The organism is Streptomyces sp. NPDC025273 (assembly GCF_040638585.1).
Classification (GTDB): domain Bacteria; phylum Actinomycetota; class Actinomycetes; order Streptomycetales; family Streptomycetaceae; genus Streptomyces; species Streptomyces cinereorectus.
This window is the reverse complement of sequence record NZ_JBEZYP010000006.1, coordinates 194,031-211,576: the sequence shown is the minus strand read 5'-3', so window position 1 is coordinate 211,576 and position 17,546 is coordinate 194,031. Positions and strand designations below refer to the sequence as shown.

General features: G+C 70.9%; 17 protein-coding genes and 1 pseudogene. 9 read left to right on the top strand and 9 right to left on the bottom strand.

The window, feature by feature from the left end; genetic code table 11:
• Positions 1 to 29: 29 nt before the first annotated feature.
• Positions 30 to 803, top strand: coding sequence for an alpha/beta hydrolase (locus AB0F38_RS13335; RefSeq protein WP_361891191.1), 774 nt, complete (start codon positions 30 to 32; stop codon positions 801 to 803).
• A 10-nt stretch (positions 804 to 813) separates the two neighbouring features.
• On the opposite strand, the gene AB0F38_RS13330 is transcribed toward AB0F38_RS13335, so the two are convergent.
• Positions 814 to 1,413: a methyltransferase domain-containing protein gene (locus AB0F38_RS13330; RefSeq protein ID WP_361891188.1), complete on the bottom strand. Its 600-nt coding sequence runs from the start codon at positions 1,411 to 1,413 to the stop codon at positions 814 to 816.
• Positions 1,414 to 1,913: 500 nt separating this feature from the next.
• On the opposite strand from AB0F38_RS13330, the gene AB0F38_RS13325 reads away from it, so the two are divergent.
• Positions 1,914 to 2,285 (top strand): VOC family protein, encoded by a 372-nt coding sequence (locus AB0F38_RS13325; protein WP_361891186.1) that lies wholly within the window; start codon positions 1,914 to 1,916, stop codon positions 2,283 to 2,285.
• A gap of 321 nt (positions 2,286 to 2,606) precedes the next feature.
• Here the strand turns inward: AB0F38_RS13325 and AB0F38_RS13320 are convergent, their stop codons facing one another.
• Positions 2,607 to 3,035 carry a PPOX class F420-dependent oxidoreductase gene (locus AB0F38_RS13320; protein WP_361891183.1) on the bottom strand — a complete coding sequence of 143 codons (429 nt, stop codon included), beginning with the start codon at positions 3,033 to 3,035 and terminating at the stop codon, positions 2,607 to 2,609.
• Between the two features lie 135 nt (positions 3,036 to 3,170).
• Here AB0F38_RS13320 and AB0F38_RS13315 point away from each other — a divergent pair, with 135 nt between their 5' ends.
• The 4 genes and pseudogenes from AB0F38_RS13315 to AB0F38_RS13300 all read left to right on the top strand — a co-directional run.
• A complete protein-coding gene (locus AB0F38_RS13315) occupies positions 3,171 to 3,581 on the top strand; it encodes a roadblock/LC7 domain-containing protein (protein ID WP_361891524.1) in 411 nt (136 codons plus the stop codon).
• 137 nt (positions 3,582 to 3,718) lie between these two features.
• Complete coding sequence (locus tag AB0F38_RS13310) at positions 3,719 to 4,690, top strand: DUF6397 family protein (protein WP_361891180.1); 972 nt, start codon at positions 3,719 to 3,721, stop codon at positions 4,688 to 4,690.
• 39 nt (positions 4,691 to 4,729) lie between these two features.
• Positions 4,730 to 5,218 (top strand): GNAT family N-acetyltransferase, encoded by a 489-nt coding sequence (locus AB0F38_RS13305; protein WP_361891177.1) that lies wholly within the window; start codon positions 4,730 to 4,732, stop codon positions 5,216 to 5,218.
• Positions 5,219 to 5,397: 179 nt separating this feature from the next.
• Positions 5,398 to 5,566: pseudogene (locus AB0F38_RS13300) on the top strand (LAETG motif-containing sortase-dependent surface protein); the annotation flags it as partial.
• Positions 5,567 to 5,633: 67 nt separating this feature from the next.
• Here AB0F38_RS13300 and AB0F38_RS13295 read toward each other — a convergent pair.
• A complete protein-coding gene (locus AB0F38_RS13295) occupies positions 5,634 to 7,775 on the bottom strand; it encodes a SpoIIE family protein phosphatase (protein WP_361891175.1) in 2,142 nt (713 codons plus the stop codon).
• 178 nt (positions 7,776 to 7,953) lie between these two features.
• Between AB0F38_RS13295 and AB0F38_RS13290 the strand changes: the two genes are divergently transcribed.
• The gene (locus AB0F38_RS13290; RefSeq protein ID WP_361891521.1) at positions 7,954 to 9,012 is read left to right on the top strand and encodes an enoyl-CoA hydratase/isomerase family protein; all 1,059 of its coding nucleotides are present in this window, start codon (positions 7,954 to 7,956) and stop codon (positions 9,010 to 9,012) included.
• 187 nt (positions 9,013 to 9,199) lie between these two features.
• Here the strand turns inward: AB0F38_RS13290 and AB0F38_RS13285 are convergent, their stop codons facing one another.
• From AB0F38_RS13285 to rhaI, 3 genes are all read right to left on the bottom strand, one after another.
• A complete protein-coding gene (locus AB0F38_RS13285) occupies positions 9,200 to 10,684 on the bottom strand; it encodes a rhamnulokinase family protein (RefSeq protein WP_361891172.1) in 1,485 nt (494 codons plus the stop codon).
• 70 nt (positions 10,685 to 10,754) lie between these two features.
• Positions 10,755 to 12,800 (bottom strand): bifunctional aldolase/short-chain dehydrogenase, encoded by a 2,046-nt coding sequence (locus tag AB0F38_RS13280; RefSeq protein WP_361891169.1) that lies wholly within the window; start codon positions 12,798 to 12,800, stop codon positions 10,755 to 10,757.
• 58 nt (positions 12,801 to 12,858) lie between these two features.
• A complete protein-coding gene (rhaI, locus tag AB0F38_RS13275) occupies positions 12,859 to 14,025 on the bottom strand; it encodes an L-rhamnose isomerase (protein ID WP_361891166.1) in 1,167 nt (388 codons plus the stop codon).
• Positions 14,026 to 14,226: 201 nt separating this feature from the next.
• Between rhaI and AB0F38_RS13270 the strand changes: the two genes are divergently transcribed.
• The gene (locus tag AB0F38_RS13270) at positions 14,227 to 14,982 is read left to right on the top strand and encodes a metalloregulator ArsR/SmtB family transcription factor (RefSeq protein WP_361891163.1); all 756 of its coding nucleotides are present in this window, start codon (positions 14,227 to 14,229) and stop codon (positions 14,980 to 14,982) included.
• 72 nt (positions 14,983 to 15,054) lie between these two features.
• On the opposite strand, the gene AB0F38_RS13265 is transcribed toward AB0F38_RS13270, so the two are convergent.
• Both AB0F38_RS13265 and AB0F38_RS13260 read right to left on the bottom strand, forming a co-directional pair.
• Complete coding sequence (locus AB0F38_RS13265; protein ID WP_361891160.1) at positions 15,055 to 15,282, bottom strand: hypothetical protein; 228 nt, start codon at positions 15,280 to 15,282, stop codon at positions 15,055 to 15,057.
• A gap of 84 nt (positions 15,283 to 15,366) precedes the next feature.
• Positions 15,367 to 15,858 carry a hypothetical protein gene (locus AB0F38_RS13260; RefSeq protein WP_361891157.1) on the bottom strand — a complete coding sequence of 164 codons (492 nt, stop codon included), beginning with the start codon at positions 15,856 to 15,858 and terminating at the stop codon, positions 15,367 to 15,369.
• Between the two features lie 134 nt (positions 15,859 to 15,992).
• On the opposite strand from AB0F38_RS13260, the gene AB0F38_RS13255 reads away from it, so the two are divergent.
• A complete protein-coding gene (locus tag AB0F38_RS13255; protein WP_361891154.1) occupies positions 15,993 to 16,925 on the top strand; it encodes a pentapeptide repeat-containing protein in 933 nt (310 codons plus the stop codon).
• A gap of 4 nt (positions 16,926 to 16,929) precedes the next feature.
• Here the strand turns inward: AB0F38_RS13255 and AB0F38_RS13250 are convergent, their stop codons facing one another.
• Positions 16,930 to 17,472: an SRPBCC family protein gene (locus AB0F38_RS13250; RefSeq protein ID WP_361891151.1), complete on the bottom strand. Its 543-nt coding sequence runs from the start codon at positions 17,470 to 17,472 to the stop codon at positions 16,930 to 16,932.
• Positions 17,473 to 17,546 lie beyond the last annotated feature (74 nt).

Below are 17,546 nucleotides of genomic sequence, written 5' to 3'. Positions count from 1 at the left end.
GACGACGGGTGAGACGGGGGAGTGGACCTGTGCGCGAGGCGCGGTTCGATCAGCGGGGCAGTGTCATCCGATGGACCGAGTCGGGCGGGACGGCCGACGACACCAGTCCGGCCACGGTGTACGTGCACGGGCTCGGAGCCATGTCCTCCGTCTACCACGCGCACATCGCGGCCGACCCGGCTCTGTCGGGCCGCCGTTCGCTCCTCGTCGACCTTCCCGGCCACGGCATCAGCGACCGGCCCCAGGATTTCGGCTACACGCTGGAGGACCACGCCGACGCGCTGGCCTGCGCGCTCGACGGAGCGGGGGTGCGCGAGGCGGACCTCATCGGCCACAGCATGGGCGGCGCGGTCGCGATCGTCTTGGCGCACCGGCGTCCGGAGCTGGTCCGGCGCCTCGTCCTCACCGAGGCCAATCTCGACCCGCACCCGCCGGCCTCCGCGGGGAGCAGCAGCATCGCCGCACTGCCGGAGGAGCAGTTCGTCCGCGGCGACGGCTTCGCCCGTGTGCTGGCCCGGGTGGGTCCGGCCTGGGCCGCCACCATGCGGCTCGCCGACCCGCTGGCCCTGCACCGCTCGGCGACCGGTCTGAGGCGCGGCACGGACCCGACGATGCGCCGCATGCTGATGGAGTCGAGGGCCGAGCGCGTGTTCCTGCAGGGCGCGCTGAGCGGTGAACTCCCGGGCAGGGAGGAGCTGATCGCCGCCGGCGTACTGGTGGAGACCGTCCCCGAGGCCGGGCACACCCTCATGTTCGACCGTCCGGACGCGCTGGTACGGGCCATCGCCGCGCGCTCCGTGTGACGAGGGCCGTTCAGCGCCTGCGCACGGCGAGTACCAGGAAGCGGTCGTCCTCGTCGGTGTACGAGTCCACCCGCCACCCGGCACGGGTCAGCAGGGGAACGAGACGGGGCTCCGTCCGCAGATCGTCCTCGGAGAGGCCGCGGCCGTGCCGGGCGGCCAGCGCGGCACGGCCGATCGGGTGGAACAGTGCGAGTCGGCCACCCGTGCGCACTGTCCGTGCCAACTCGCGGAAGTCCCGCTCGGGGTGGGCGAGATGTGAGACCAGCCCGGCCGCGAACACCGCGTCGAGCGCGCCGGCGCGCAGCGGCAGCCGGGCGACATCGGCCACGAGCAGCGCGCCGCTCCCACCCCGGCCCGCCCGCGTCGCCGCGTCCAGCATGGCAGGCGTCAGATCGGCCCCCAGCACCGTGCCGGCGGGTCCCACCGCCGCACGCAGGGCGGGCAGCGCCCGTCCTGTGCCGCAGCCCGCGTCGAGCACGGTGCATCCGGGACGAAGGCCGAGTTCGCCGACCGCCGCGGCATAGGCCGGTCCGTCGTCGGGGAATCGGCTGTCCCAGTCCGCCGCCCGCACGGAGAAGAAATCCTGGACGTGTGTCTGGTCATCGGCCATACGGACATGATCGCGCAGTCAACACCCGTGCGAAAAGACGCGAAAGGGCGTGCGCGTTCGGGCATTGCCTGATCGTTCGGGAGTCTCTCTGTCGCATTTCAGCAGTTTCGTGGGGAACAGTGTGACCCGGGCCACGGTGACGCGGTTCGTCCTCGCCCACGCGCCGTCGGACTTGGTTCGTATCTCTTCCTCACCCCGGCGCCTGTCACCGTACGAGCTCCACACCGGGAACGAGAAGGCCATCGCGCACACCCCGCCCGACGACCCCGGACCTGCCGCGCACACCGACCGCCGTGCCACCGCCGCGCGGAGGACGTGCGCGCCGGGTCGCCGGCTGCCGCGGCGGCCGGTTCTCCGTGGCGACCGGTTTCCCGGGACGCGCTCCGTCGACAGGCAGTCCCCGGCGCACCCTCGCCCTGGAACGGCAAGCGAAACGGCCGGACTCCGCGCTCGGCGAACTTCCGGGCCTGCGCGGGCGATCACCGGGCACACTGGCCGACATGCCCGTTTCGCTGCATCACATCGTCATCGACGCCCATGACCTGCCCGCCCTGGCCCGGTTCTGGGCCGAGGTGCTGAGATGGCGGATCCTGTCCGAGCGGGAGCGCGAGGTCGTGATCGGGCCGGACGAAGCCGCGCCCGTGGGCATCTGCTTCATGCCCGTGACCGACCGGAAGGTCGTCAAGAACCGTCTGCACCTCGACCTGACGTCTGCTGCGGAGGACCGGGACGCCGAGATCGAGCGCATCCTCGCGCTCGGCGCCCGCAGGGCGGACGTCGGGCAGAGCGGAATCGAGTCATGGACCGTGCTGGCCGATCCGGAAGGCAACGAATTCTGCGTGGTCCGCCCGAAGGAGACACTCATCGGGTAGGAGGTGTGCGGCCACCGTGCCACAACTACCGACCGGCAGGAACTGCTGCGGCCGTCCCCACCGGGCATCACCTGCCATTGCTCGGATCACCCGGCTCCATGCCCGCATCAACGATCCGCACACCTGCCCGGCACGTCATCGGCCGGACAGCGCCGGCCGGTGCCGCACCAGGCAAGGTTCGCCCCGTCGCGACGCCCGGCACGCACTTTCGCCGCACCGGCCGGAAGCCCAGGTACGTCCGGTACGAGGACTTCCGGCCGGCACGCCGGGAGCAGGCACCCGACGCCGCTCCTTGACGGGCAAACGTTGCCTGCCGCGGCATTAGTCGGCGACCCGAGCCATCGCGAGCACCTTGTCGATACGCACGCGCACGAGCAGTTCGCCGGCCACGCCGTTGCGCGCCCCGAACTCCTCAGCGGCGTCCCGGCCCATGTACCGGGAGGCGATACGGGTCGCCCACTCCCGCAGGTTGCCGAGATCCTCGCTCAGTTCCGCATGTCCGCGGACCACGGCGAACGCGAACGGAGGACGGTCGTCGTCGACACACACCGACACCCGGCCGTCGCGCGCGAGATTGCGGCCCTTCACGCTCTCCTTCCCGGTGTTGAAGACCAGATCGTCACCGTCGAGCAGAAACCAGACGGGAGCGATGTGAGGGCTGCCGTCCGCCCGCACGGTCGCCACCTTGCCGGTGCGGGTGCCCTCCGAGAGGAAGGCCCGCCATTCGTCCTCAGTCATGTGGTGTGCCATGCGCCCATCCTCGGCCTACGAGGGGGCCGTGGCGTGAAGCGACGCCCCGCGGGTCCGGGGGCGCTTGCCCGCAGCGGAGCCGTACGCAAGGCTTGCGCACGACGTGGGGAACTGATGAACGGGGAGGACGAGCACATGGCGCTGGACCGGGGACTTGACTGGCTCCTTGACGATCTCACCAGCCGGGTGGAGCACATACAGCACGCACTGGTGCTGTCGAACGACGGCCTGGTGACCGGGGCCAGTACGGACCTGGCCCGCGAGGACGCGGAGCACCTGGCCGCGGTCTCGTCCGGGCTGCAGAGCCTCGCCCGGGGGTCGGGGCGGCACTTCGGGGCGGGAAGAGCCCGCCAGACGATGGTGGAATTCGAGGAGGCGATGCTCTTCGTGACGGCAGCGGGGGACGGAAGCTGCCTGTGCGTGCTGAGTGCGGCCGAGGCCGATGTGGGCCAGGTCGCCTATGAGATGACCCTGCTGGTGAACCGTGTCGGCGAACACCTCGGTGTGACGGCACGCCAGGGAGTCGACGACATCAAGCCCCTCTGACCTGCACCTTCCGCCAGGTTGCGCAGTTGTCCACAGGCCGCACGAAAAGATCCTCCGCCGATTACCTTGGTCACGGAGAGTATTCGACGACTCGGGACCGCACGGGACACCCGGGGACCTCACGGGGGAGGACGGTCATGACCGTTACGGACGGCGCCCGCACACGAACGGCCGGGGCAGGAGCGCGAGCGGCGGGGGGCGGCGACAGGACCACGGGAGCCGGGGAGGGTCCGGTGAGCGCGGGACGTGCCGCTCAGGAACTGGCTCTGAAACGAGGGGAGTTCGACCTAGCCGTTCATCTGGGGCTGATCAGTGCCGAGTACTCGCCCGGCGGGAGGCCACGGATCCGGCGGGAGGAGATCGACCGGCTGCGCGCCATGGATGGGTTTCCCGGAACACTTCGGGTCAAGGTGCGCACGGCAGGGACGGCGGAAGGCGCCCAGCTGCTCGGTATCAGCCCCGGCCGCTTCACGGGTCTCGCGCGGATCGGCTGCGTCTCACCGGTCGCGTTCTACCTGAACCGTTACCGGGCGGTGGTGTGGCTCTATCTCGTCGACGAGCTCGTCGCCTTCGCCGCCAGGGAACCGGAGCTGCTCACCGGCAGGAGCCCGGTCGGGATGCGCACCATGCTGGAGGCCGGGAGCGACCGGCGCGCGCGCAACTGGCGCTCACGCAGGATCGACAGGCTGCTGAGCCGCACCGAGGATCCATGGATCCGTGCGGCGGTCCAGGCATCGACTCTTGACCCGGTCCAGCTCGCGGAGGTGGTGGACGATCCCTATGAGCGTGCGTACCTCGCCAGGGTGCGCCCGGATCCTGCCTTCGGACGCCCGGGCTCCGTCTCCGGGAGGGAAGCCATGGGGCACCTGATGCTGGCGGACGATCCGGACGAGATCCTCTGGTGCCGGGTCAGGCTCGGCATGGAGCTGGACCGGGCGCGAGAGACCCGGCCCGCCCCACGGCCTGGCCACGGCCCGGGACTCGGGCCGGTTCCCGAGCAGGCCCAGATGGCCGCCCGGGATCCGGGCCGTGGCGGCGCCCGGTCCGGGGGCGGGCGGTGGCTGCTCGACCGCATCGGCCTGGGCCGGCGGCGGAGCCGTGATCGATAATGCGTTGCGTACGCGCGGGGGCGCGGACATCGTTGCCCCATGCTGATCAGGGAAGCCACCACCGAGGACTGGCCCGCCGTCTGGCCGTTCTTCCAGGACATCGTCACCGCGGGCGAGACGTTCACCTACCCGCTGGATTTGGGTGAGGACGACGCCCAGAACTGGTGGCTCGTCCCGGCGCCGAGCCGTGCGGTCGTCGCGGTCGACGACGCCGGGACGGTAATGGGTACGGCCAAGATGAACAGGAACCACATGGGTAACGGCTCCCATATCGCCAGCGCCAGCTACATGGTCGACCCTCAGCACTCGGGTCAGGGCGTGGGCCGGGCCCTGTGCGAGTACACCGTGGAGTGGGCGCGTGCGGCGGGTTTTCGCGCGATGCAGTTCAACGCCGTGGTGGAGACGAACCACCACGCGGTGCGGCTGTACCGGTCCCTGGGCTTCGAGGTGATCGGGACCCTTCCCGAAGGCTTCAACCACCCCACGGAGGGCTATGTCGGACTGCACATCATGCACAAGGCCCTCTGAGAACACGTCGTCAGCCGGTGGGTGAGCGCTGCCCCCGGTGCCTTCCAGCCATCTTCCCGCCCCGCATCCGGTACCGAATTCAGGAACTGGCCGAGATTGCATCCTGACCAACCATGACAGACCATCCGCAAGGGGGCGGTGCGGATCGGCTCCTGTGCCCGCTCGCGGGACCGGGTCGGACAACGGAGACCGCGCCGGCCCCGGCCGAGCCGAATCCCGGCGCGCCGGACCCTGGCCGAGACCGGCTCGTCCGCCGCCACTCCCGTCATCGGTGGCGCCGTGGTCGTGGTTCTGCTCGCCGGTGGCGGAATCCTGTGGTCCGTCCGCAAGTGCCGGACCACGCAGCACCGACGAACCCGGGCAGTCCGGCCGGCGGGTGGGTGGGTCCCGGCGGGCAGGGCGGAGGCGCACCACATCAACTCCTGTCCGGTGCGCCCCCATCGCGTTCCGGCGCGCTCTCCTGCGGGGGCGTCGGACCGATCTCGCACCAGACCGCCTTGCCCTCCCCGCGGGGTTCGATGCCCCAGCGGGTGCTGACGGCGTCGAGCAGCAGCAGCCCGCGCCCCGAGGTGGACGTCTCACCCGGAGTGCGGCGTCGTGGCCAGGCGCTGGACCGGTCCTGTACCGACAGTCTGATCCGCCGGACGGGCTCCGGCAGGACCTCCAGTGTGAGTACGGCTCCACCCTCCGTGTGCAGCAGCACATTGACCAGCAACTCCCCGGTGACCATCTCCGCGTCGTCCGCCAGGCCGGCCATGTCCCAGTCCGACAGGGCCTGACGCACGATGGCACGCGCATCCGAAAGGCCCTCCGGGTCGGCCTGGTGGATGTACTGGTGCAGCCGCGGAGCACGCGGCGATCCGAGGTCCGGGCTGCGTCGCAGGACGAGCAGGGCCACGTCGTCGCCCGAACCCCAGCGTTCCCACAGCCGGTCCGAGAGGTGGTCGGCCAGTTCCTCGGCCCCTGCGGGCCCATCGCTCACCTCGTGGATCAGTGCCGCCACGCCCGCGTCGACATCGCCGCCGGGTTCCTCCACCAGCCCATCGGTGTACAGGACCAACGTCTCGCCCGGGACCAGGTCGAGGCGGGTCTCCGGGAACTCCTCGTCCTTGAAGACCGTGGAGATGCCGAGCGGCAGCCCTCCGCGTACCTGAGGGCTGCCGACCCGCCCGTCCGTGTGCCGGATCAGCGGGCCGAAGTGCCCTGCGCGCACCACGCGCACGGTGCCCGTGGCGAGGTCCACCTGTGCGTACGTACACGTGGCGAAGCGGTCCGTGTCCAGTTCGGCGAGGAACCGGGAAGCGCGTGCCAGCACCGTCGACGGCGGGTGGCCCTCGGCGGCGTACGCACGCAGGGCGATACGCAGCTGGCCCATGATCGCGGCCGCGTGGGTGTCGTGACCCTGCACATCGCCCACCACGATGCCGAAGCGGCTCTTGGGGAGGGCGATCACGTCGTACCAGTCGCCGCCGACCTGACGGCCGCTCCACGCCGCGTGGTAGCGCACCGCGATCTCGCCGCCCTCGATCTCCGGGATCCGCCGCGGCAGCATGGCCGACTGGAGGCCGGTGGCGAATTCGCGCTCCTCGTCGAAGAGCATCGCGCGTTGCAGCGACTGCGCCACGATGGCCGCCAGTCCCAGGCAGAGGATCCGCTCGTCGGCGCTGAACACCGTACGCTCGCGGTAGAAGAGGGCCAGCCCGCCCAGGGGCCGCGCCTGGGCCACGAGCGGGAGGTACGCGGCCGCGTGGAACTTCAGCCGGCCCACATGCGGCTCGAGCACCGGATAGCGCCGGACCAGGGAAGAGAGCGACGTGATGAACCGGGGCTGCCCGCTCAGGATCGTGTCCCCGAGCGGAAGCCCTGCGTCGAGGGCGCCCGACCCCAGGCCGTCGAGTACCTCCACGGAGTCCCCGCTCAGCGCGATGATGTTGAGCGCGGAATTCTCCACCAGACCGAGGGCCAGACCGTCCGCACCGAGACCGGCCAGACCGCCCGGGCCGGTGAGCGCGGCGGTCACGTCGTCCACCGTCACCGCCCGTGACATCGCGCTCGTTGTGCGTTCAACGATATTGGTCTGGCGCTGACGGCGCTTTTCCAGATCCAGCACGAAGGCCGAATGGGTGACTTCCGCCGTCGCGTCCCGCACCACACCGATGACACGGTGCGCCCGGCCGTCCTCCGACCGCAGGATCCGCGCCTGTACGTGGGTCCACTGGCTGGACCCGTCCGGCAGGGGGACCTGGAAGTGGACGCTGTAGGAATTGCTCCCGCCCCTGACGGCCTCGCGGACCGTCGCCTCCAGGCGGGCTCGTTCCGTCGGATCCAGCCGGTCCAGCACCGCGGAAGGGCGCGCGTCGAAGACCGCCGGATCCACCCGGAAGACCATCAGCCCGGCGTCGTCGATGTCCAGGCTCCGGGCGTCCAGATCCCACTCGAAGCTGCCGGTGCGGTTCATGGCAAGGCGTTCCGCCGTACCGGTCTCGCCGCCGTGGCCCCGGTCGGACCGGGTCTGCGTCGGGTCGGTGGGGTCGTCTCGCCATGAAGAGTCGGTCATTCCCGCTCCGGAGATCGTCCGGCAGGGCTGCTGGACGTCGCGGCCCGTAGGTCTCAATTGTCGAGCCGGTGATGCGGGAGTGCCACAGCGCTTTCACCGGAGCCCCGGCTCCGGGGCCGAACGGCGGTCGTCGCAGAATGGCACGCAGAGATCTCCCATGGCTGAGCGGAGCGCACACATGTACGACGACGAGCCCGTCCTCCTGCACACCGAGGGCCACACCCTGCGCATCACACTGAATCGCCCCAAGGCCCTGAACGCACTGACCCACTCGATGGTGCGCCGGATCGACGAGGCGCTCACCCTGGCCGGCGACGACGAAGCGGTCACCGCGGTCGTGATCAGTGGCGCCGGCGAACGAGGTCTGTGCGCGGGCGGGGACATCCGGTCGATCTACGAGGACGCTCGCGCCGGCCGGCGCGCCTCCGTGGACTTCTGGCGCGACGAGTACCGTCTCAACGCCAGGATCGCCCGCTTCCCGAAACCGTACGTGGCCCTCATGGACGGCATCGTGATGGGCGGCGGGGTGGGAGTGTCGGCCCACGGTGACGTCCGGGTCGTCACCGAACGCTCACGCGTCGCCATGCCCGAGACCGGCATCGGGTTCGTCCCCGACGTGGGCGGAACCTATCTGCTGGCCGCGGCGCCGGGCGAGCTCGGCACCCACCTCGCCCTCACCGGGCAGGCAGTGAACGCGGCCGACGCCCTCGCGTGCGGGCTGGCCGACCACTTCGTCCCGTCGCACCGGCTGCCGGATCTCACTACGGCGCTCTCGCGGAGCGCCACCCCCGTAGAAGTGACGGACGCGGTGCTCGGCTTCACGGCCGCGCCCCCGGAGGGGGAACTCGCCGCGCACCGCCCGTGGATAGACGCCTGCTATGCCGCGGACACCGTCGAAGAGATCATCGAACGGCTCGTGGACAGCGGCGTCCCCGCCGCGAAGGAGAACGCCGCGACGCTCCTCGCCAAATCGCCCACCTCGCTCAAGGTCACCCTGGCCGCCGTCCGCCGGGCGAAGCGCCTCGGCAGCCTCGAAGAGGCGCTCGACCAGGAGTTCAGGGTCTCCTGCCGGGCCTTCACCGGACACGACCTGGTGGAGGGCGTGCGCGCCCAGATCATCGACAAGGACCGGAGCCCCCGGTGGAATCCCGCGGAGCCGGGCGAGGTCTCCGACGCCGATGTCGCCCGGCACTTCGAGCCCCTGGGTGACCAGGAACTGGGCCTGTTCCCGCACTGACCGGCACACGGCCAACCGTACGCGTTCGCAGCCCACCGGGCCCCCGACCGCGGCACGGGGCACCGAGGAGACCGGCGGCGGCCTCGAAGCCTCGGCACGGTGACCCGTGCCCACCGTCCGGCGGGGCCGCCGCCGGTCGCCGACCAGGCACCGGTCACCCACCGGTCCGCGTGGAGGCGGCGTACCCTCATACCCGCGCCGCCTCCAGGCGGTCCGCGGCCCTGTCCCAGCTCCCCAGGTCTCCCCGCGGGCTGTAGTGGCGCAGCTCCTGGGTGCGTGCGACCAGCCGCCGCATGTCGGCCAGTCCACCCACCAGCCCGTGGGCCCGTGCCTGGAGCAGCACGTTGCCGAGCGCCGTCGCCTCGGCCGGTCCGGCGGTGACCGGCAGTCCCGTCGCGTCGGCGGTCCACTGGCAGAGCAGTTCGTTGCGCGAGCCACCGCCGACCAGATGGATCCCGGTCAGCTCGCGGCCCGCCAGTGCGGCAGCCCGGCGCAGGGTCCTGCGATGCGCCAGCGCGAGGCTCTCCAGCACGCACCGTACGTACCCGCCCGGGCCGTCCGGCGGCGCCTGCCCGGTCCCGGTGAGCACCTCGTCGATCCTCGACGGCATGTCACCCGGCGCCAGGAACACCGGATCGTCGGGGTCGATCACCGCGGCGAACGGCCGGGCACGCGCCGCATCCGCGAGGAGTCCGGCCAGACTCGGGGACGTACCCGCGCGCTCCCAGGTGCGACGGCACTCCTCGAGCAGCCACATGCCCATGATGTTGCGAAGGTAGCGGACGGTGCCGTCCACCCCGCGCTCATTGGTGAAGTTCGCGGCCCGGGACTCCTCGGACAGTACGGGCGCGTCCAGTTCGAGACCGGCCAGCGACCAGGTGCCGCACGAGACGTACGCGAAGCCCGGCTCGGCGGCCGGTACGGCGGCCACCGCCGACGCCGTGTCGTGCGAGGCGACCGTCGTCACCGGCGTGCCCGCCGGCAAGCCGGTGAACTCGCTGACGTGCGGCAGGAGCGCGCCCGCCCGCTCACCCGGTTCGCGCAGCGGAGGGAACAACGAGCGCTCCAGGCCCAGCCGCCCGATCAGCTCATCGGACCAGGTGCCCCTCCGTGCGTCGAACAGGCCGGTCGTCGACGCGTTGGTCACCTCCGCGCCCACCGTCCCCGTCAGCCAGTACACCAGCAGATCGGGCATCAGCAGCAGTGTCCGGGCCGATCCCCACTGCGCGGTGGAACGATGGGCCGCGAGCTGGAACACGGTGTTGAACGGCAGGTGCTGCAGACCGCTGACGGCGTACAGATCCTGGGCGCCGCATCCTGCCAGCACCGCATCGGCAGCTGGGGCGTTGCGGCCGTCGCGGTAGTGGAACGGGATACCCAGCAGCGCTCCGTCGGAGTCCAGCAGGCCGTAGTCCACCGCCCAGGTGTCGATGCCCACCGAGGTGACAGGACCGTTGCGCGCCGCCGCGCGCAGACCGTCCAGCATCCCCTGGTAGAGGGAGAGCACATCCCAGCGGAGCCCGTCGGGCAGCCGCACCGGAGTGTTGGCGAAGCGGTGTGCCTCGGTCAGCACCAGCTCGTCGGGGCCCACCCTGCCGGTGATCACCCGGCCGCTGGTGGCACCGAGGTCCACCGCGGCGAACACCGGGTCGTGTCGTGAAGTCGCAGACATGGAAACCTCATCCGATCCGGCGGGTCCGCGTCCCGGGAAGCGCTCCCGGGACACGGTCGGCCGCACGTGGTCAGCGCAGGAAGGCCGCCGCCACACCGGCGTCGACGGGAATGTGAAGGCCGGTGGTGTGTGTGAGGTCCCCGCCGGTCAGTGCGAAGACGGCGTTGGCGACGTGCTCGGGCAGCACCTCGCGCTTGAGGATCGTGCGCTGGGCGTAGAACTCGCCGAGCTTCTCCTCCTCGATGCCGTACGTGGCCGCGCGCTGGGCACCCCATCCCGCGGCGAAGATCCCCGAGCCGCGCACCACGCCGTCCGGGTTGATGCCGTTGACCCGGATACCGTGCTCGCCCAGCTCGGCGGCCAGAAGCCGCACCTGGTGCGCCTGGTCGGCCTTGGTCGCCGAGTACGCGATGTTGTTCGGTCCCGCGAAGACGGCGTTCTTGGACGCGATGTAGATGATGTCGCCGCCGAGGTTCTGCGCCTGCATCACCCGCGCCGCCTCCCGGGACACCAGGAACGAACCGCGCGCCATGATGTCGTGCTGGAGGTCCCAGTCCCGGGCGGTGGTCTCCAGAAGCGGCTTGGAGATGGAGATCCCCGCGTTGTTCACGACCAGGTCGACGCCGCCGAAGGCGAGCACCGCCGCCTGGAAGGCCTCGGTGATCTGCTCCTCGGCGGTCACGTCGACCGTCACGGCGACGGCTCTGTCCGGCCCGCCGAGCTCTGCCGCCACCGCGGCCGCGTTCTCCGCGTGGAGATCCGCGACGACGACACAGGCACCCTCCGCGACGAGTCGCTGCGCGATGGCCCGGCCGATGCCGGACCCCGCGCCGGTGACCAGCGCGACCCGGGTGGCCAGCGCCTTGGGCTCGGGCATCCGGCGCAGTTTCGCCTCCTCCAGCTCCCAGTACTCGATGCGGAACTTCTCGGACTCCTCGATCGGAGCGTAGGAGGAGACGGCCTCGGCGCCCCGCATCACGTTGATCGCGTTGAGGTAGAACTCCCCGGCCACCCGGGCGGTCTGCTTGTCCTTGCCGAAGGAGAACATCCCGACCCCGGGCACCAGCACGACCGCCGGATCCGCACCGCGCATCGCGGGCGAGCCGGGGGAGGCGTGGCGCTCGTAGTACGCGCGATAAGCCTCCCGGTACTCCCCGTGGAGCTCCCGGAGACGGGCCACCGCCTCGTCCAGCGGCGCGTCGGCGGCCAGATCCAGGACCAGCGGGCTGACCTTCGTCCGCAGGAAGTGGTCCGGACAGGACGTTCCGAGCGCGGCCAGGCGCGGGTGCTCGGAGCGGGAGAGGAAGTCGAGCACCGGTGCCGCGTCGGTGAAGTGCCCCACCTGCGGACGGTCGGTGGAGGCCAGACCCCGGATCACCGGTGCGAGGGCCGCGGCCCTCTCCCGGCGCGCCCGGGCGGCGAGAGCCTCCCGGCCGGGCAGCACGGCACCGAACGGCTCGGGCCTGCCGCGCTCCTCCAGGAACGTCTCGGCCGTACGGATCATCCAGAGCGCGTTGCGCTCGCACTCCTCGGACGTCTCGCCCCAGGCTGTGATGCCGTGGCCGCCCAGGATCACACCGACCGCCCGCGGGTTGGCCTCCTTGACGGCCGCGATGTCCAGACCGAGCTGGAAGCCGGGACGGCGCCAGCCCACCCAGGCCACCTTGTCGCCGAAGCACTCGGCGGTGAGCTTCTCACCGTCGGCCGCGCACGCCAGCGCGATCCCGGAGTCCGGATGCAGATGGTCGACGTGGGCGGCCTCGACGAGGGCGTGCATCGCGGTGTCGATCGACGGCGCGGCGCCCCCCTTGCCGTGCAGGCAGAAGTCGAAGGCCGACACCATCTCGTCCTCGCGCTCCACCCCCGGATACACGTCCTTGAGCGCCCGCACCCGGTCCAGCCGGAGCACGGCGAGTCCGGCCTCGGTCAGCGTGCCGAGGTCGCCGCCCGAGCCCTTGACCCAGAGCAGTTCGGTCTCGCCGCCGGTGACCGGGTCGGTCCCCGTTGCCTTGGCGGAGGTGTTGCCACCGGCGTAGTTGGTGTTGCGCGGGTCGGATCCGATCCGGTGAGCGCGCTCCAGGAGCGCGGCGACTTCGGCGTGCGTCGCGGACGTCATGAGGGTTCCTTCGAGGTGGGAGGGCGGGTGCGCGGGACATGCGGGTGGGGAGCGTGGCTCAGGCGCCCCAGCCGGCCTGTTCGCCGCCGACCCGGTCGGCGGCGATGCGCTCCTGATTGCCGGAGGCGAGATAGGCCGCGAACGGATCCCGGGCCAGGCCGAGTTCCTCACGGACCTCGGCGAGCAGCGGGCGTACGTCGGTGTTGAAGGCGTCCATGAGCACCCCGTTCGAGGCGAGGACGTCGCCGGAACGCTGCGCCGCGGCCAAGGCCTCGGAGTCGATCAGCAGGGCCTTCGCGGTCGCTTCCTGCACGTTGGTCACCGAGCGGATGACGGCCGGGATCTTGGCCTCGATGTTGTGGCACTGGTCGAGCATGAAGTTGACGTTGGTCTCCGTCTCGAGACCGCCGTTCTTGACCACTTCGTGCATGATCCGGAAGAGCTGGAACGGGTCGGCGGCGCCCGCCATCAGGTCGTCGTCCGCATAGAAGCGGGAGTTGAAGTCGAACGCCCCGAGCTTCTCCTCACGCAGCAGGAACGCCACGATGAACTCGATGTTGGTGCCCGGTGCGTGGTGGCCGGTGTCGACCACGACCTGCGCCTTGGGGCCGAGCTTGAGGCAGTGGGCGTACGAGGTGCCCCAGTCGGGAACGTCGGTGGTGTAGAAGGCCGGCTCGAAGAGCTTGTACTCGAGCAGCATCCGCTGGTCGTCGCCGAGCCGTTCGTAGACCTCCGCGAGGGCCTCGGCCAGCCGGTCCTGCCGGCCCGAGATGTCGTCCTGGCCGGGGTAGTTGGTGCCGTCCGAGAACCACAGCTTGAGGTCGGGCGAGCCGGTGGCGTCCATGATGTCGACGCATGCGAGCAGATGATCGGTGGCCTTGCGGCGGACCTTCGGGTCCGGGTGGGTCACCGAGCCCAGTCTGAAGTCGTCGTCCTGGAAGACGTTGGAGTTGATCGCCCCGATCCGCAGCCCGAGATCCGCGGCGTGTCTCGTGAGCCCCGGGTAGTCCTCGACCCGGTCCCACGGGATGTGCAGCGACACCTTGGGAGCGACCCCGGTGTGAGCGTGCACCTGCGCGGCGTCCGCCAGTTTCTCGAACGGGTCGCGCGGGACTCCGGGCTGGGCGAAGACCTTGAAGCGCGTCCCGGAGTTGCCGTAACCCCAGGACGGCGTCTCGATGACCTGAGACTTCAGAGCTGCCTTGACGGCCGACACATCAGACATGAACACCTCGTAAGCAGAGTCATCCGGCGACCGGTCGGATCGGGGATGTGAATCGTTTCACCAGGAACGTACGCTAGGTTTGGGTGATGCTCCCAGTCAAGCAGCTAGTCAAGTTTCTTGGAGACTTGAATCAATTCACCGCAAGCGCTTGCTACTCCGGCCGCTTTGGCAGGTGACCAAAAGGTCACATATTTTGGTTCCATGGACGCGGTGTTCAAGGCCCTGGCAGACCCGACGCGACGCGGTCTGCTCGACGAGCTGTTCCGTGAGGACGGGCAGACCCTGAGTGCACTGGAGGCCCGCTTCGACATCACGCGGTTCGCGGTGATGAAGCACCTCAAGCTGCTGGAAGCGGCGGGTCTGGTCGTCACCCGACGGCGAGGCCGGGAAAAGCTCCACTTCCTGAACCCGGTGCCCATCCGGCTCGTCCACGACCGGTGGGTGAGCAAGTATGCGGAGCCCTGGGCGGCAGGGCTCAGCAGCCTCAGGAGCCGACTGGAGAATCCCATGGAGAAGGTCTTCGAGATCTACATCCGCACCACTCCCGAGCGCCTCTGGGAGGCGATCACCGACCCCGAGATCCGGAGCAAGTACAACTTCGGCGCCCGCGTCACCTCCGACTGGACCCCGGGCTCACGCTTCGAGATGGGCGCCCCGGGTGCCCCCGGCCCGCTGGGGGAGGGCCAGAACCTGGAGGTCGATCCACCGCGCAAGCTGGTCCAGAGCATGGTGGCGCTCTGGAGCGAGGAGGTGAAGAGCGAAGGGCCCACCCGCGTCACGTGGGAGATCGAGCAGGTCGGCGACTCCTGTCGGCTCACCGTCACCCATGACGTGCGCGAGGGCGCCAACGACGAGTTGTACGGCGGTTGGCCGATGATCCTCTCCGGCCTGAAGACCTGGCTGGAGACGGGCGAACTCCTCACGACCCCGGGCTCGCTCATGTACACCGACCGGTAGCCGACGGCCACGCGGCGATGGGTGCCGGGCTCCCTCCCCAGGGGAGCGGGGCACCCACCGCGCGCGGAACGCTCAGCGTCCGGAACCGGACAGGCTCGGCCGCAGCGCCCGCACGAGAGCGAAGAGCCGGTCCTCGTTCCCGCTGAGGCCCGCGCTGCGCAGGGCCTCGTCCGCCTCCTCGATCGGCGAGGCGAGCAGCGGCATGTACAGCGGAGCGTCGGCCGGGTCCGCGAGCACGGCGCGAGTGGCCTCCAGCAACCGGACGTACGCCTGGGCGGCAGCGACTTCGTGATGGCGCATCTCAGCATCTCCTGGTCAGAGGTGTCGGACCGTCAAGCATCCCCCACAGGTCTGACAACGCCCTCTCACCAGGTACGGAACGTCTCAGCCGGACTCCGTACCCCCGGCACCGGCGGGCGGTTCGACCTCGAGGAACCGCCGCCGTCGAGGCCCCCGGTACAGCAGAGCCGTCCAGCCCAGTTGCCGCAGCGCCGCGACGCATCCGGTCAGCCCACCCTCCTCGCCGTGTGCCGCGCCGCTGCCCGGCGGACCGGCCCACTCCACCCGCACGGAGCCCGACCGCTCGCCCTCGCACACCCGGTACCCCGTAGCGGCACGCTCCCCGGACGCACCGACCGCCGATGCGGGTATCCCGGCGGCCTCCAGGGCCAGGGCCACGGCCCGCACCGGACGGTGCAGCTCCCAGCGTGCCGGGGTGCCCTCGGGATCCGGGTTCCCCGTGTTGGTGAGCCGGCGGATGTGCAGCATTCCTTCGAACGCGGTGCGCACGGCGCCGGCCCGCATGTCGAGCGGTCCGGGATCCGGCGGTCCGTCACCGGTGGCGGGCTCGAACCCGGTCTCCTGCGAGGCTCCCATGAAGCGTCCCCTTCTCCGGCGTTGCCGTGCTGGTGAGCCCAGTGTGCGCCGCCCCACTGACATCGGGTGTCCGCCCGGGTCGGCAGCCCCGATAGGCTTGGGCCCGCCCTGCACACACCGGAGGAATCAGGCACGTGGCCGACAACGACCCGAGCACCGCGCCCGCGACGGAGCCGGCTTCCCTGCGGGCCGACTGCGCGAACTGTTTCGGGCTGTGCTGCGTCGCGTTGACCCTGACCGCGTCGGCGGACTTCGCGATCGACAAGGACGCGGGCGACCCCTGTCGAAACCTCCAGGACGACTTCCGCTGCGGCATCCACACCCGGCTGCGGCCGGAAGGCTTCTCCGGATGCACGGTGTACGACTGCTTCGGCGCCGGACAGAAGGTCTCCCAGGAGACGTACGGCGGCCGGGACTGGCGGCGGGCCCCCGGCACCGCCCAGCAGATGTTCCAGGTCTTCCCGGTGATGCGACAGCTCCACGAGCTCCTCCGGTACCTCACCGAAGCCCTCGCACTGCCCGCCGCTGAGCCCCTGCACACCGATCTCCGCAGCGCACGGGACACCACCGAACGCCTCACCCGCGGTACCGCCGAGGACCTCGCGGCCCTGGACGTGTCGGAGCACCGCGACCGCGTCGCCGCCCTGCTGGGCAGGACGAGCGAACTCGTACGCGCGACCGTTCCCCGGCGCAGGAAGCGCGGTCACCGGGGCGGCGACCTCGTCGGAGCCCGCCTCAGGGGCGCCGACCTGCGGGGAGCCGACCTCCGCGGGGCCTATCTCATCGCGGCCGACCTGCGTGCCGCGGATCTGCGCGGGGCCGATGTCATCGGCGCCGACTTCCGGGACGCCGAGCTCTCGGACGCGGACCTGACCGGTGCGCTCTTCCTCACCCAGGCCCAGCTGAACGCGGCGAAGGGCAACGCCGCCACACGACTGCCCGCAGCCCTCACCCGGCCCACGCACTGGGACGGCGCCCGGCCCGGGGCAGGCCGAACACCGGAGCCCGGCCCGGGGCCGGGCCGCACACGGGCGTCCCGGAAGCGTCCGGACCCACCGCGCAGCTGACGCCTCAGCCGTGACGCGCGGTGTCCTCACCCGGCCCGGTCGATTTTCCGTCCTGCTCCAGCGCGGCCTTGAGCCGCTCCAGGGTCGTACGGATGTTCCCGCGCTGGAACTCCGCGAAGGTGTGGCCCCGTGTCGCGACACGGTCGAACGCGTTGGCGAGAAAATCGGGCCATGCCCGCCGGTTGTCCGTCCATGTCTCCGTGACCCGGGTGAAGCCGTCGACCGCTTCGAAGCGGTACTCCCACAGTGCGATGGCCCCTGGCAGCCGCGGCCGCTTCGCCCCGATCGCGTGCACCCGGAACGCGAACCGCTCACCCGGATCGGCGGCGGTCACCGTGCACTTGGTCGTCCAGCGGAGGGAACCGCGCCTGTTGCGGCCCTCGAAGACCATGCCCACATGGGTGGACCGGCGATCACCGAGCACCCGCGCACCCCGGTTCTCCGGGCTCCAGCGCCCCATCGCGGTGGGGTCGCTGAGCTGCGCGTACACGGCCGAGGGGGTCGCCTCGACCAGGATGCTGTCCGAGACGGACATGATGCGGGGCATAAACAGAACTCCTTGTCCACGACCGTCCGGCCACTGTGCGCAAGCCGGACGACTCATGTGCGAACGGTCGGCGG